General features: G+C 37.9%; 13 protein-coding genes. All 13 read left to right on the plus strand.

Annotated features, from left to right (window positions below; genetic code table 11):
• The first annotated feature begins 65 nt into the window (after positions 1 to 65).
• Positions 66 to 2,015 carry a methyl-accepting chemotaxis protein gene (locus tag DPX34_RS04535; RefSeq protein ID WP_111977221.1) on the plus strand — a complete coding sequence of 650 codons (1,950 nt, stop codon included), beginning with the start codon at positions 66 to 68 and terminating at the stop codon, positions 2,013 to 2,015.
• Positions 2,016 to 2,158: 143 nt separating this feature from the next.
• Positions 2,159 to 2,836 carry a TIGR00153 family protein gene (locus DPX34_RS04540; RefSeq protein WP_111977222.1) on the plus strand — a complete coding sequence of 226 codons (678 nt, stop codon included), beginning with the start codon at positions 2,159 to 2,161 and terminating at the stop codon, positions 2,834 to 2,836.
• 18 nt (positions 2,837 to 2,854) lie between these two features.
• Entirely contained in the window at positions 2,855 to 4,123 is a 1,269-nt protein-coding gene (locus DPX34_RS04545; RefSeq protein ID WP_111977223.1) for an inorganic phosphate transporter, read from the plus strand.
• Positions 4,124 to 4,608: 485 nt separating this feature from the next.
• Positions 4,609 to 6,843 (plus strand): ABC transporter permease subunit, encoded by a 2,235-nt coding sequence (locus DPX34_RS04550; protein WP_111977224.1) that lies wholly within the window; start codon positions 4,609 to 4,611, stop codon positions 6,841 to 6,843.
• A gap of 16 nt (positions 6,844 to 6,859) precedes the next feature.
• A complete protein-coding gene (pstA, locus tag DPX34_RS04555) occupies positions 6,860 to 8,509 on the plus strand; it encodes a phosphate ABC transporter permease PstA (protein WP_111977225.1) in 1,650 nt (549 codons plus the stop codon).
• 26 nt (positions 8,510 to 8,535) lie between these two features.
• On the plus strand, positions 8,536 to 9,357 hold the full coding sequence (gene pstB / locus DPX34_RS04560; protein WP_111977226.1) for a phosphate ABC transporter ATP-binding protein PstB: 822 nt from the start codon (positions 8,536 to 8,538) through the stop codon (positions 9,355 to 9,357).
• 10 nt (positions 9,358 to 9,367) lie between these two features.
• Positions 9,368 to 10,078, plus strand: a complete 711-nt coding sequence (gene phoU / locus DPX34_RS04565) for a phosphate signaling complex protein PhoU (protein ID WP_111977227.1) — start codon at positions 9,368 to 9,370, stop codon at positions 10,076 to 10,078.
• A gap of 429 nt (positions 10,079 to 10,507) precedes the next feature.
• Positions 10,508 to 11,458, plus strand: a complete 951-nt coding sequence (locus DPX34_RS04570; RefSeq protein ID WP_232824654.1) for a porin — start codon at positions 10,508 to 10,510, stop codon at positions 11,456 to 11,458.
• A 218-nt stretch (positions 11,459 to 11,676) separates the two neighbouring features.
• Complete coding sequence (locus tag DPX34_RS04575) at positions 11,677 to 12,642, plus strand: PstS family phosphate ABC transporter substrate-binding protein (protein WP_111977228.1); 966 nt, start codon at positions 11,677 to 11,679, stop codon at positions 12,640 to 12,642.
• Between the two features lie 341 nt (positions 12,643 to 12,983).
• Entirely contained in the window at positions 12,984 to 13,904 is a 921-nt protein-coding gene (locus DPX34_RS04580) for an ABC transporter ATP-binding protein (protein ID WP_111977229.1), read from the plus strand.
• A complete protein-coding gene (locus tag DPX34_RS04585) occupies positions 13,901 to 14,686 on the plus strand; it encodes an ABC transporter permease (RefSeq protein ID WP_111977230.1) in 786 nt (261 codons plus the stop codon). Before DPX34_RS04580 ends, DPX34_RS04585 begins: the two co-directional genes overlap by 4 nt.
• Before the next feature lies 1 nt (position 14,687).
• Entirely contained in the window at positions 14,688 to 15,944 is a 1,257-nt protein-coding gene (locus tag DPX34_RS04590) for a sensor histidine kinase (RefSeq protein WP_111977231.1), read from the plus strand.
• Between the two features lie 4 nt (positions 15,945 to 15,948).
• A complete protein-coding gene (locus tag DPX34_RS04595) occupies positions 15,949 to 16,566 on the plus strand; it encodes a response regulator transcription factor (RefSeq protein WP_111977232.1) in 618 nt (205 codons plus the stop codon).
• Positions 16,567 to 16,679: the final 113 nt, after the last annotated feature.

The raw sequence follows: 16,679 nt of genomic DNA on the forward strand, positions 1-16,679 counted from the left end.
AATAAAAATGTAATAAAAGGCTGTTATGGTGCAACCGTTTATTCACTATAACCTGTGGTATTTGCATGAAAATCTCCAGTTTTTCAGTTTTATCTGCTTCTTTACTTATTACCATTGCATTATCACTGTTGGTGATTATAAATTGGTCAACAACAACCCAAGATCAAGCGCAAGCCACCGTTGATACTTATCAAGAAACTAAAAACCGGATCACTCGTCACTTTAAAGTTTTAGTTGATGAATACCTAGAAACCGGTAATACATTAAAATTAACCGCAGCAGAAGCTGAATTAAAAGCGATTAAAACCAATATAAATAATCAAAATAGTCCGCTAATCCAATCGTCACTTAAACACATTCTCAAACTCGAAACCGTATTGCAAGGCGATATTCGTTCTGCTGGTAAAATTAGCGCCGACTTATTTTCATTACTTGACCACGCTGAAAATAATTTACTAAGTTACAGCCAAGATTTATCTCATTATATCAGTATGGGCAAAGATAAAGATATTGAGCTGGCGGCGACTTATCAAAATACCGCACTACAATTTGCTAATTTATTAAACCAATTAAGTGTTGATCGCACGCGTCTGTTTAATTACCCCACCGCAGAAAACCAAAACAATATTTTAAACCGAGTTGAACAAGTACAAACCCAACTCAAAATAATGGATGCGTTGCCACGTTTTAATTTATACCCAGAGCAAGAAGAGGAACAAGCGGATGACTTCGATTTATTTCTCGATGACGAAGACGAAGCAGAAGAAAGTGGAGATACGATCTTAAGTGAATTAAACAGCTTAATAAATCGTTACCCAAAAGAACTCAAAAACACGTTAAATAACAAAAATAAGTTAGAAACTGATTTTTCAACATTGAAACAAGCCGTTAAAGGATTTGAGAATAGTTTTTTTGATGCTGAAATAGAAATCAAACAAGAACTGGTCAATATCAATAATTTAACACGGACATGGTTATACATCGCGGCAATTTTGCTCATTTTTACCGCCCTATTATCAACGGTTTTTCAGTACACCTTAATTGTTAAGCGGATTAAAATTTTGCATTCAGCATTTGCGGAGCTAGTGAGTAATGGCCAATTAAAAGCATTACCAACAACCCAATCTAAAGCCGAAATAAACTCTGTATTTAAAAACTTCAATATATTAATCGATATGTTAGAAAGTGATAAAAGTCAGAAATCAACACAACTTATGGATGTGTCTGGTTCACTTGATGCCTTGGTGGAAGAAACAAACAGTATCCAATCCGAAACTAAACAAATAGTTGAGCAGCTCAGTAATTCAAATCATTTTACGCAAGAACTTATCACTTTAGCGCAAGAAGTCTATTCGGGCTCAGAAGGCGTACAGCTTGATGCTACAGAAACCCAAAATGCCGTTGAACTCAGTAACCAAAAAATAGCACTGATGAGCGCCGAAATTAATATTATTGTTAAGCATGTTGAGCACAGCCATCATTCTGTTGAAAGTTTATTAAGCTCAGTTAACGATGTATCTTCGATTGTTGAGGTGATTGGTACCATTGCCGATCAAACAAATTTATTAGCACTCAATGCTGCTATTGAGGCCGCACGAGCGGGTGAGCACGGACGAGGATTTGCCGTGGTTGCCGATGAAGTCCGTAACCTTTCATTACACACCCAAAATTCATTGCGTGATATATCAAACATTCTTGAGAAGTTAAAACAGTCGTCCAATGATTTAAAAAATAATGTCAATGACATCAGCTCACTCACCGCAAACCAAACACAAATTAATCAAACACTGAGTCAAACCGGCATCGAGATCATGGCTAAAGCACAAAACTCGGCCGCAGCAGCAAACCAATGTGTGCAAAATGCTAAAACACAAGTTAACTATTTAACGCGTTTTCAATCTGAAATTAACCAAGCGGTTAACGCGGCAGAGCATTCAAATCACACTGCCAGAAACATCGCCGATAATACAGAACAACAAGCGGCTAAAATAATTAACACCCTCAATGCCGCTTAACCCCTTAAATTGAATAACATTTCAGGTCATATAACGTTAAGATTAAATTAAAATAGTTACTTAAATCCCCCATACGGTGGATTGTCTGAGATATTTGTGTAAAATCCGCGACCTATACTACAAATCAAAATAGGTATACTCAAATGTCCGGCAATTCCATTCTAAGTGTTTTTGCTAAGTCGCCCTTTAAAGCGATGGAAAAGCATATTGATACAGCTGCCTTTGCAGCTCAACAACTCGTTCCATTTTTTAATGCTGTTTTCGCCAAAGATTGGAAAGAAGCAGAAAAAGTTCGTAAAGAAATTTCAAAAATCGAACGCAAAGCCGATGATCAGAAACAAAGCATACGATTAAACTTACCTAAAGGCTTATTCTTACCTATTGATCGCACCGACCTTCTCGAACTCCTAACCGAACAAGACAAAATAGCCAATAAAGCGAAAGACATTGCAGGCCGTGTTGTGGGTCGTGAGTTAGAAATTCCTGAGCCATTACAAGAAGATTTCATGGCTTATTTGAAACTCGCCCTAGATGCGGTTCAACTTGCAGCAAAAGCAATTAATGAATTAGATGAATTACTTGAAACCGGCTTCCGCGGGCGTGAAGTGGTTCTGGTTGAAAAAATAATCAACCAAGTTGATGAAATCGAAGAAGAAACGGATAAGTTACAAATTAAATTACGCAGAGCATTACGTAATGTCGAAGAAGGTCGCAACCCTGTAGATGTTATATTTCTGTACAACGTAATGGAATGGATTGGTGATTTAGCCGATAGAGCTGAATCAGTTGGCGGTCGCTTAGAACTGCTTTTAGCAAAATAAATAACAGAGACTATATTCGTGGATATTATTCAAAGTTACGGTTTAATTTTAATTATCTTTGCCGCTGTTGTTGGCTTTTTTATGGCTTGGGGTATTGGGGCAAATGATGTTGCTAATGCCATGGGCACCTCAGTGGGTTCAAAAGCGTTAACTATCAAACAGGCAATTATTATTGCTATGATTTTCGAGTTTGCCGGTGCTTATTTGGCCGGTGGTGAAGTGACCTCGACCATCAGAAAAGGAATTATTGATTCTGCACCTTTCATTCCGCACCCTGAATTATTGGTTATTGGTATGATCTCAGCCTTAATAGCAGCCGGTACTTGGCTTGCTGTTGCCTCTTATATGGGCTGGCCTGTATCAACGACACATTCAATTGTTGGTGCTATTGTGGGTTTCGCCGTTGTGAGCGCTGGGCCAGAGGCTGTAAATTGGGCAAAAGTAACAGGTATAGTTGGGAGTTGGATTGTGACCCCACTGTTGTCTGGTATTGTGGCTTACCTCATCTTCATGAGTGCGCAAAAACTCATCTTCGACACTGATAATCCGATTAAAAATGCAAAACGTTTTGTGCCGGTTTACATGGCGCTTGCGGGCTTTGTTCTTTCATTAGTTACAATTAAAAAAGGGCTTAAGCATGTCAGTGATATTAAATTCACCACAGCAGAGTCATACTTAGCCGCTATTGCCATCTCTATTTTAGTTGCGTTAATCGGTGCTTATTTTGTTTCACGCGTTAAGATCGACCCTGAAGCCGATAAAGAAATGCAATATAACAATGTTGAAAAAATATTTGCCGTATTAATGATTGTGACGGCTTGTTGTATGGCATTTGCACATGGCTCAAATGATGTCGCCAATGCAATTGGTCCTTTAGCTGCGGTTAGCAGCATTATCGCAAACGATGGTCAAATTGTTGCCAAAGCTGAATTAGCGTGGTGGATTTTACCACTGGGTGGTTTAGGTATTGTATCGGGCTTAGCTTTATTTGGTCATCGCGTTATGGCTACGATAGGTAAAGGGATTACACATTTAACACCGAGTCGTGGTTTTGCGGCTGAACTAGCCGCGGCTTCTACCGTTGTTATTGCTTCAGGTACCGGCTTACCAATATCGACTACTCAAACATTAGTAGGTGCGGTATTAGGTGTTGGTTTAGCACGTGGTATTGCCGCGCTTAATTTAGGTGTTGTTAGAAACATTGCTATCTCTTGGGTTGTTACCCTGCCAATTGGCGCTGCTTTAGCGATTATCTCTTACTTTGCACTAACCGCTATTTTATTGTAATTAGCTAAATAGTTAAGAAAGGCCAACTAAAAAGCAGCGTTTAGCTGCTTTTTTTATGCTGGCGTCTCAAAATGTCACAATTTGTTAGTAACATTTTTGAGTATCGAAAATTAAAAAATCTTCGTATACATAATTTTGCAAAGTGCTTGCGAGTGCATATAGCACTTAATCAGCTTTAGCGATATACCAAAATGAAAGAACCATAATTTAAAACCGCTATTAGCGTATTTTAAAGTGACAATAACGGTCATAAAATCGTCATTCACCTTGAAGCCAATAGCTGTATTTTTATTTTATAAGTTCTACTCATTTATAAAACAATCTTAATTTAAACCCCGTGATAATAAGCTTTAACAGCGATATCTAACGTTTATCTGAGTCTTTAAAATGATAAAGATCAAGGCTTACGTTGAAATATGACAGCTGTAACAAAAGTGTAATAAAATTATCATATACTGCGCGGCAACTTCAGCTGCTTAAGGTTAATGATGTCTCAGCAATTAACACAAACGTCTAATAAAGACCAATTTAGAAAAGTAAAAGATAAGGTCGCAAAATATGGAGTCACCGCCGGTGGTTTACTCGTATTAGCGGCATTATTAATGATTTTTTTCTATCTGCTTTATGTCGTTAAGCCTATCTTTGATGATGTGGATGTAGAACACCATCAAAGCATAGCGTTAAACGAACCCTTAAATACTTTATCTATTGGTGTCGATGAACATCTTGAAACAGCTTATCGTTTCACTAAAGATTCTAAACTTGAGTTTTATGACTTACACACCAATTTAGGTGCAAAAATATTTGAACATGCTTTTGATTTTCAAAGTGAAGTTACTTCATTTGCACAATCTGCACCTCACTTAAACTTATATGCTTATGGTTTTGAAAATGGCCAAGTTCAAGTTGTTAAGCCTAGCTTTAGAATAACCTTTCCAAATGATGTAAGAAAAATCACGCCAACCTATAGAATGCCTCTTGGCGATGCACCTTTAGAATTAAGTGAAGAAGGTGATGCGATCACTCAACTCGCCTTTTCAATTTCTGAAGAAACAACAGGTTTTATATTTACCAACGACAGCGGTGAGTTGTTTTATAAACAATTACTGGCTGAAGAAAATTTCATGACCGATGAAATTGAATGGGTTGGCGAAACGGTTGCGATTGAACAAATCAAAGGCAATATTCAGCAATTACACATTAGCCCTGATTTAAGTCGCGCTTTTGCTATTCAAGGTACTTTATTATCGGTAATTGATATAAGAGACATCGATGAGATTGAAATACTTTATCAAATAAACGTAACTGACTTTAATACCCAAATTACCGCGTCAGCCCTACTTTCGGGTGCCAATTCAATTCTCATTGCCAACAACGAAGGCACTATCAGCCAATGGTTTGAAATTAATGGTAAAAACGGACGTGAATTTGTTAAAGCGCGTTCATTTAAAAGTGAAGAAGCATCAGTTAATGCAATTTACCCTGAACTTTATCGTAAAACATTCTTTACCACTGGCGCAAAAGGACAATTTGGCGTTCATTACACAACAAGTGAAGCAACTTTATTTACCGACAGCTTAACTGAAGGCAGCATTACTCATTTAGCCGTTGCACCAAGAGCTAATGCGGTATTTTTACAAGCCGACAATAAACTTCAACTCTTTCATGTAGAAAACGAGCACCCAGAAGTAACCTGGTCGGCTTTATGGCAAGAAGTGTGGTATGAAGGTTATCCTGAACCCGATTACATCTGGCAGTCAACTTCAGCCAGTGATGATTTTGAATCAAAATTCAGTTTAGTGCCCATTGCGTTTGGTACCATTAAAGCCGCTTTTTATGCCATGCTTTTCTCTGTGCCAATTGCATTAGCCGCGGCAATTTACACCGCTTATTTCATGCCCTCACCGGTGCGAAAAGTCGTTAAACCAACAATTGAGATAATGGAAGCATTGCCGACCGTTATACTCGGCTTTTTAGCGGGGTTATGGTTAGCACCGATTATTGAAGATAACCTTCCTGGCATTGTTATTATGCTTATGGTTTTACCGGTATCAATTATTCTTGTCGCTTTTGCTATTCATAACTTACCCAAAGCAATCAGTAACAAAATACCTGAAGGCTTAGATTCAATTATTTTAATCCCCGTTGTTTTATTTGTGGGTTGGGCTTGTTTTGCAGTAAGTGCGCCAATTGAAACGTTATTCTTTAACGGTGACATGCGTTTATACATTACCGACGAATTAGGTATCGATTTTGACCAACGTAACTCTTTTGTTGTGGGTATTGCGATGGGCTTTGCTGTTATACCGACTATCTTCTCTATCACAGAAGATGCCGTATTCTCAGTACCTAAACACCTATCTCAAGGTTCATTAGCGTTAGGCGCAAGCCAATGGCAAACACTGGTTAGAGTTGTGTTACTCACCGCGAGCCCGGGTATTTTCTCAGCGATTATGATGGGCTTAGGCCGAGCCGTTGGCGAAACAATGATTGTATTAATGGCAACGGGTAACACGCCAATAATGGATTGGTCAATTTTCCAAGGTATGCGCACACTTTCGGCTAACATTGCGGTCGAAATGCCAGAGTCTGAGGTGGGTAGTACGCACTATCGTATTTTATTCTTAGCCGCATTTGTCTTGTTTGTCTTTACTTTCATCTTTAACACAGCCGCTGAGTTTGTTCGTCAACGTCTGCGTGAAAAATACAGTTCACTTTAAGTAGGAGGATTATTTAATGAATAAATGGTTTAAATCAGGTTCTCCTTGGATATGGATGACAGCGGGTGCCGTTAGCATCAGCTTAATCTCTGTTATTGGGTTATTACTATTAATTGCATGGCGTGGTCTTGTTTATTTTTGGCCATCAAATATTTACGAATTTTCACTTGAGTTAAACAAAACGCCAGTAACGGTTATTGGTGAAGTTTACGATAGAGAAGAAGTCCCTACTAGCCGTTTACAAGGGGTAGGCACCGATATTTCTGGTTTTCAAGGCAACATTATAGAGCGCTTTTTGATTAAAACCGGTAATCGTGAATATGTTGATTTAGATTTCAGATGGATATTAGCTACTGATATCAAATCAAAAACCGCACATGCCGATTTAGTTAAAATAGAACGAAATAAAAATGGTAATTTTTATGGTTATATTGAAGGCGTTATTGAAAACGGTAAAACCATAAAAGATAAATCGAAATACGAAGCCCTTGAGTCGGTTATTGATCGCGCAGTTGAATTAAGCGATGAAATGATGGATATCCAAAATGGTGAAATAGGATCGATCAACTACAAACTTGAAGAGTTGCGTTTAGAAGAGCGTTCTTATGAGTTAAAAGGCAAATTAACCGCTGAAATCATTGCAGAGCTAAACGCTGAACGTAAAACACTGCAAGCTGACTATCTTGTGCTTGAAAAACAGTTAATGGCATTAAGAGCAGATTCGCAACGTGATACCGTACTCGTTAAAGATATGCGCGGAGAAGTTGTTTCTATTCCTGTTTATCAAGTGCTTGATGCACAATTTCCAAATGACATGAATGTCTTTGAAAAAGCAATTCAATTCATTGTACAGATCGGTAAATTTATATCAGAAGACCCGCGTGAAGCGAATACCGAAGGTGGGGTTTTCCCAGCGATATTTGGTACCGTGTTCATGGTGTTATTGATGGCCATTATCGTTACACCTTTTGGTGTTATTGCTGCGATTTATCTGCATGAATATGCCGCTAAAAATGCAATCACAAAAATAGTTCGTATATCTGTTATTAACTTAGCAGGTGTTCCGAGTATTGTTTATGGTGTATTTGGTTTAGGCTTTTTTGTTTACATGTTAGGTGGCAATATTGATGCCCTATTTTACCCAGAAGCTCAACCGAGCCCTACATTTGGTACGCCAGGTGTTATCTGGTCGGCATTAACACTTGCTATTTTAACCTTACCAGTTGTTATCGTTTCAACAGAAGAAGGTTTATCTAGAATACCCACGGCTTTACGTCAAGGTAGCTTAGCACTTGGTGCAACAAAAGCTGAAACGTTATGGCGCATTGTCATTCCAATGGCTAGCCCTGCTATAATGACAGGCTTAATATTAGCGGTTGCACGTGCAGCCGGTGAAGTAGCTCCACTTATGCTAGTGGGCGTGGTTAAAATGGCCCCAACATTACCGTTAGATGGCAACTTTCCTTTTGTTCATCTTGATAGAAAATTCATGCACTTAGGTTTTCATATTTACGACGTAGGTTTTCAAAGCCCGAATGTTGAAGCTGCAAGACCATTGGTTTATGCCACCGCATTTTTATTAGTCAGTGTCATTGTTACACTTAACTTAACGGCAATCGGCATTCGTAACCATTTACGTGAAAAATACAAATCTTTAGAACACTAATTAAAGCGTTTACATAGGCAAAATTTATGATTTCAGTAGCACCCGATATCGCAAAAGTAACTAATGCAATTGATCCAAGCGAATTAACACCAGAACTAACAGCTTTAGAAATGAAAAACCTAAGCTTGCACTATGGTAGTAAACAAGCGCTTTACAACATAGACATGAAAATACCTAAAGGTAAAGTAACAGCCTTTATCGGCCCATCAGGCTGTGGTAAATCAACATTACTTCGTTGTATTAACCGTATGAATGATTTGGTTGATATATGTCGTGTAGACGGCGCAATCGAGCTTGAAGGTAAAAACATTTACGATAAAGATGTCGATGTGGCATCTTTACGTCAAAACGTCGGCATGGTATTTCAACGCCCTAACCCATTCCCAAAATCAATTTATGAAAATGTGGTTTATGGTTTAAGAATTCAAGGTAATAACGATAAACGTATACTCGACGAAACGGTTGAAAAGTCATTACGTAAAGCCGCGTTATGGGATGAAGTAAAAGACCGTTTACATGATAGTGCTTTTGGCCTATCAGGTGGTCAGCAACAACGATTAGTGATTGCACGTGCCATTGCCATCGAGCCTAAAGTGTTATTGTTGGATGAACCCACTTCAGCACTAGACCCAATTTCAACTTTAACCATTGAAGAACTGATCAATGATTTAAAAGAAGCCTATACTGTAGTTATTGTAACTCACAATATGCAACAAGCTGCGCGAGTATCTAATTATGCCGCTTTCATGTTTATGGGTGAGCTAATAGAATATTCAGACACTAATAAATTATTTACCGCACCGAGCATTAAAAAAACAGAAGATTACATTACTGGTCGTTACGGTTAAGGGGACTCAAATGGAATTAAATTTAAATAAACATATATCAGGTCAATTTAACGACGAGCTGGAACAAGTATTAAGTCATGTACTTGAAATGGGCGGATTAGTTGAAAACCAACTCAAAGATGCGTTAGACGCAATTACTAACATGGATAGTAGTTTGGCTGACCATGTTATTGCGACTGATGAGAAAGTGAATAGCTACGAAACCGTTATTGATGAAGAATGCACCCGCATCATTGCTAAACGTCAACCTGCTGCCATTGATTTACGCTTAGTGTTAGCGATTGCCAAAACCATTGCCGATTTAGAACGCATTGGTGACGAGCTATGCCGCATCGTAAAAGCAACACGAGACAAATACAACAATGATCAAAAGCAATTTTTAGTTGATTTAGACCATATGGGACGCAAAGTTTTAATTATGTTGTCTAAAGTGCTCAATGCATTTGCAAGAATGGACTGTGATGAAGCTTTTGAAGTTTATCAAATGGATAAAAAAATTGATAAAACATACGAATCCATCACTCGTGAATTAATGACTTACATGATGGAAGACCCTCGGGCTATTCCTAAAGTCATGGATGTCATGTGGGCGACACGCTCATTAGAACGTATTGGTGATCGCTGTCAAAACATCAGTGAACATGTTATTTACTTTATTAAAGGTAAAGATGTTCGCCATTTTAATCGCGAGCAAATACAAGCAACATTAGAAAACAATTAAATATAGTCTTCTCGCTCAGGTTTTATGGTTCATTGCCAGCGCTTACTCGCCCCAATCACATAATAGAGCATATGCTCATGGGGTCTCGAAGCTTGACGGCCTCCCCTAAAACCCGATCGCTTTGACTATATATAAGGTGTAACCTTCAAGTTGCACCTCATCTTTTCTTTACCTGCCTCTTTTCTGCTTCTTAAACCGGCTTATTGCCTAATCTTTTTTGTAATCACTTCATCATCTTCAATTCAAAACAAATACCCGAATACAACCTTGTCATAAAAATTACACAAAATTGTCATATGTAATATAAATGTCACATTAGTGAAATATTATATCCCTCATAACGTAATGAGACCTTAATAATAATGTCACAATGTCATTAAGGCTCAAATATTTAGTTTTACAATTTAGTATTCTGAACGGGATAACACCATGAAATCTACAATGAAAATAACGCTTTTAGCGTCTTCAATTTTTGCAACAACCGCGCTAGCTGCAGAGCAAGATAAGGCTTTAACAATTTACGGTAAAGCAAATTTAGCTTTTGTCGTTGCTGATGAAGGTGTAGATACTTATTCTGATATAGTCAGCAATGCATCGCGAATTGGTGCAACTGGAGAATACAAATTAGACAATGGTTTAACCGCTATTTATAAATACGAATGGCAAGTTAATATTGATGATAAAACTGACAACTTATCGGCTCGTAACCAATATTTAGGTGTAAAAGGTAGCTACGGTGAAGTTGTCATTGGCCGAATTGATACTGCACTAAAAAAATCACAAGGTAAAATAGATATCTTTAGTGATTACAAAGGCGATATAAAAACGCTGTGGCAAAAACAAGGTGAAAACCGCTTAGAGAATGCAGTTAGCTTAAAATCAAAATCATTTAATGGCTTTAAAGCGGCCGCAACTTATATTACAGAAGCATCAGATGACGTAGACGCTAAAGCAGGCGTTTCATTGGCGGTTAGCTATGGTGATTCGAAACTTAAAAAATCAAAATTCTATGTTGCGATCGCATCAGATAGCGAAATAAAAGGCCGCGATACCGTACGTTTAAATGCTCAAGCTAAATTTGGCGCATTAAAAGTGGGTGGTATTATCCAACGTTCTGAAAAAGTTGATGGCTCAGGTGAACTTGACGGTATTATGGTAAGCACAAGCTATAAAATCAGCGAAACAACATTAAAAGCACAATATCAAACAGCAGATGAAAAAGGTGTTGCTGATAAGTCAATCATCACTTTAGGTGTTGATTATAAGCTATCAAGTGCGACTAAAGCTTATACTTGGTATAGCCGTATTGATAACGACGAAGCCATGTCTAATGAAGCCGATGGTGGTTATTTAGGCTTAGGTTTAGAACATAAATTCTAAAATTCGTTCTACCCTATCTCAAAGAATAAGGCTGTTTTTAACAGCCTTTTTTATGCCTAATTAGTAATAAACAACACGCCTGTCAATAACCTAAAATGGTTAACCAATAAACCTTAATAAATAAATCGACTTTATGACAACTGTCATATTAATGAAACAAAAGCGTAATACACTTCATCGCAATTAAAAAAGATAAAAATTCTTATTTGGAGTTTGAAATGAAACTTAAAGCACTAGCTAAAATAGTTGGATTCACCGCAGTTACTTTATTCGCATCGCAATCAATTGCTATCGATAAAGACTTAACTGATTATCAAAAAAGCAGCGGTATCTCAGGTAAGTTATCATCTGTGGGTTCTGATACCTTAGCAAACATGATGACTTTCTGGGCAGAAGAATATAAGCGTATTTACCCAAATGTAACTATTCAAGTACAAGCTGCAGGTTCTTCAACGGCTCCACCCGCTTTAACTGAAGGTACTTCTCAATTCGGTCCGATGAGCCGTAAAATGAAGTCTAAAGAAATTGAAGCTTTCGAAAAACGTTACGGTTATAAACCGACAGGCGTTCGTGTTGCAATTGATGCATTAGCCGTTTTTGCTCATAAAGATAACCCGATTAAAGGTTTAACCATTAAAGATGTTGATGCTATTTTCTCTTCAACACGTAAATGTGGCTCAGATCAAGATGTAACTCGTTGGGGTCAATTGGGCTTAACGGGTGAGTGGGAACGTAAAGATATTCAGCTTTTCGGTCGTAACTCTGTATCAGGTACCTACGGTTACTTCAAAAAGAAAGGTTTATGTAAAGGTGATTTCAAAAATAGCGTGAATGAGCAACCAGGTTCAGCATCTGTTGTTCAATCAATTTCATCTTCACTAAATGCAATCGGTTACTCAGGTATTGGTTATAAAACGTCTGGTGTTAAAACAGTACCTTTAGCTAAAAAAGGCACTAACTTTATTGATGCTACAATGGAAAATGCAACATCAGGTTCTTACCCATTATCACGTTATTTATATGTTTATGTTAACAAGCACCCAAACAATGCTTTAGACCCACTGACAGCTGAGTTTTTAAGAATGTTGTTATCTAAAACAGGTCAAAAAATCGTAGAAAAAGACGGTTACATTCCTTTGCCGGCACCAGTCGCTGCAAAAGAATTAAGAAAATTAGGTTTATAATTTAAACCGCTTAATCTTAATACAAAAAAAAGAGTGGCTTGCCACTCTTTTTTATTGGGTTTGAGGATATTAATTTTATTTTAAACTTATCTATTGGAACACCGAAATCTCTAATCTCTAATCTCTAATCTCTAATCTCTAATCTCTAATCTCTAATCTCTAATCCTATTTCATTTAATCCTAAAAATTGCCGCAACACGCTTCTTTAATATCAGTACCTTAATTTAACGCTCAGTTGAAAAAGTGACATTTGTCATCTCATATTCATGACATTTGCCTCTAATATTTCAGGCTCATCTTGGTCAAAATAGCATTATCGTAAACATTAAGAAGGAAACGATATGCAAAACGTTAATTCAAATATCATCGCTTCAATAAAAGGAATACATAAAAAATTTGATAATAAACTCGCCTTAAACAATGTTGAGTTTGATATTAAAGCTAATCAAGTGCTGGCTATTTTAGGGTCAAATGGTGCAGGTAAAACCACTTTGATTAATATGCTATTGGGTCGTTTAACACCCGATTCAGGCAGAATCAGTGTGTTTTCGTCAGACGCAGGCTCACAAAATGCTAAACAAAAAACGGGCGCTATGTTACAAGTGGCTTCGTTACCCGATACGCTAAAAGTAAAAGAGCATATCGAATTATTTCGTAGTTATTACCCTACCCCAATGGCATATCAAAAAATAATAGCTTACGCCGGGCTCGAACATATCGAAAACCGCTATTCAAAAAAACTATCAGGCGGTGAAAAGCAACGCTTATTGTTTGCACTCAGTTTATGCGGTAACCCTAAGCTACTGTTTTTAGATGAACCCACAGTCGGTATGGATATAACCGCAAGGCAAAAATTATGGCAAACAATACGTGACCTTAAAGCGGCCGGCACCGCGATTGTACTTACAACCCATTACCTTGAAGAAGCCGACAGTCTAGCGGATGAAGTGATTTTACTTAAGCAAGGCAGTGTCATTGAAAAAGGATCGAATGAAAAAATAAAGTCATGCGTCAGCTCAACGACTATCCAATTTATTACGCCAGCTACTCCATTTAAGGTTGCGAACATAACGGGCGTCATTAGTTATGATCAATATGGTAAATACACGAAGTTACAAAGTAACCAAGGTAATCAAACGTTAATTGAGCTATTAACGATAAAACCAGATTTAAAAGAGCTTACGGTGACGCGAGCCGGTTTAGAAGAAGCTTTTTTACAATTAGATAAAAACGTAACAAAAAATGTTAAGGATGCGGCATGAATACAACAATCTTAAATCAACATAGCGAGCCTTCAAACAAACACTATCTCACTAAGCTTTATTGGTTAGAAACAAAATTTGAATGGTTAAAAACGATCCGTAACCCGTCTTTCGCTATCCCGGCGGTGTTGTTCCCTGTTATTTTTTATTTATTTTTTGGCGTATTAATCAATGCAAATAATATAGAGGCATCGACTTATCTATTAGCAACGTATGGCACATTTGGTGTCATGGGACCGGCGTTGTTCTCATTTGGTTCAGGCCTTGCCGTCGAACGCGGTAAAGGCTGGTTAGACATTAAAGAAGCATCACCCATGCCGGCATCAGCTCATATTGTCAGCCGCATAATCGTCTCGATGGTCTTTTCATTCATTATTATCATCAGCCTTGGCTTTGTCGCTTTTGTCGTTGCCGGTGTTAACCTAACACTTTCGCAAAGTTTACTGTTATTAATAACATTACTTTTGGGTGGCTTACCCTTTTGTTTACTTGGCCTCACTTTAGGGTTTATATTAAAAGCTGAAAGTGCAGCGGCTATTGTTAATGTTATCTATTTACCCATGGCTTTTTTATCGGGCTTATGGCTGCCCATTAATATGTTGCCCAGCTTTTTACAATCTTTAGCGAATTATTTACCACCTTATCATTTATCGCAACTGGCGCTAAAAGTAACTCAGCAAGACATGGGCGGTAGTGTTTTAAATCATTTAGTGATGTTAGCCCTGTTCAGTGTTATTTTTTTAGCTTTGGCAATAATGGCATCAAACAAAAGGCAAGCATAAAATGGAAAATAATGGCAAATGGACAAGACTAAAAAAAATTGATGCTTTTTTATTGCCTCGCAATATCAATAAACAATCAATGCCCTATGTGTGGCTTGTTTATTTGCCATTTTTCTTTGCACCTGTTTTTTATTTTTCGAGTCAATATAGTCATTGGCTTTATACCGTTGTCGCGAGTCTTATATTTTTAATCCTTTATTTTCGTAGTTATTGGGTTAGCAGTAAACACGTTTTTAATTACATCTGTTTACTGGTTTGCCTTGCTACCGTTTGCACTTTATATACCGTGAGTGCGTTAACCTTATTTATTTATGCGGCTGCTTTTTGTTGCCGATTACCCAGCCAAAAATACGCGTTTATGGCTTTGTTTGGCCTCGTTTTTTGGCTCATTAGTATCAGTATTATTTTTACATTATCGCCCTATTTTTATCTGCCTGGTATTCCGTTTACACTTATTATTGGTTTAGTGAATATCTACCAAGTCGCTTTACAAGAAAAAAATAAAGCGCTTTTGCTTTCGCAAGATGAAACCAAACGCTTAGCCAAAATAGCTGAACGCGAACGTATCGCACGCGACTTACATGATTTAGTGGGTCACACGTTTTCTGTTATCACCCTAAAAGCAGACTTAGCCGGCCGGTTATTAAATAAAGGCGTAGAACACAATTCGGCTCAACAGGCTGATAACCAAATAACTCATAACCTAATAAATCAAAATATTGAAAAAGCTCGCCTGGAAATTAAGCAACTTGAAGACATCTCACGTGATGCGTTATCACAAGTCAGAGAAGTTGTCTCAGGTTACCGCAGTAGTGATTTAATGAGTGAGCTTGCCAATGCCAAGTATGTTTTGGCGAGTGTGGATATTGAGTTTAACTATCAATTAAATAGCATCACCCCTGATGAGCTCGCCCTCGATTTATATGCCAATAAAGAACTTGCGATCGTACTCAGAGAGCTCGTGACTAACATTATTAAACATGCACAAGCGACCCTAGTGAACGCTCAAATAAACCACTTAAACGACACCTTAATATTAACCGTAGAAGATAACGGCAAAGGCTTTAAAGAAACACAGAGCCCGGGGCTGGGGTTAAAAGACTTAGGGTTAAAGGGTTTTGGTTTAAAAGGCATTGAAGAACGTATTCAGCAAATGGCAGGCCATGTTTCAGTAAAATCAAATGTAACAGCACATGAAAACCAAGGCACTAAAACAACCATTAGCATCCCTTACGGCATAAAGAACGAGAGAGTTTGATCCAATGAAAGTCATTAATATCTTATTAGCTGAAGACCAAACGATGCTGCTAAACGCATTGGCCACCATATTAGATTTAGAAGATAATATAAACGTAGTGGCCAGTTGCGCCAACGGCAAACAAGCCCTCTCTTTCATACAAGAAAACCCAGCCCTTAAAATTGATATAGTCCTCACCGATATTGAAATGCCCGATATGACCGGGCTCGATCTAGCCCATCATTTACACCAAGATAATTTTGCCGGAAAAATTATTATATTAACGACGTTTGCGCGCAGTGGTTATTTGCGCCGAGCCATGGATTCTGGCGTAACAGGCTATTTACTCAAAGACTCACCCTCTCAAGAGTTAATTAACGCAATAGCCAAAGTGCATCAAGGTGAGCGCGTTATCGCTCCCGAATTAATGGTAAATGCGTGGATGGAACAAGACCCTTTATCAGAAAAAGAGCGTCAAGCATTACGTTTAGCAAAAGACGGCTTATCAACCGACGATATCGCACAAAAGCTGTTTTTATCAAGCGGCACCGTCCGTAATTATTTATCGTCAGCCGCAAACAAACTTAATGCCAAAAACCGAGTAGAAGCCGCCAGAATAGCGCATCAAAATGGGTGGTTGTAAACAATATAACGATTCAACCTATTTGAGCCCCCAATAATAAAGGGAGTGAGTTAATAAGTTTTAACTCTTTCAAAAATAAATGCTAATCTAAAATCATAATAATAAATGTGTTT

The organism is Algibacillus agarilyticus, from assembly GCF_003286125.1.
Classification (GTDB): Bacteria; Pseudomonadota; Gammaproteobacteria; order Enterobacterales; family Alteromonadaceae; genus Algibacillus; species Algibacillus agarilyticus.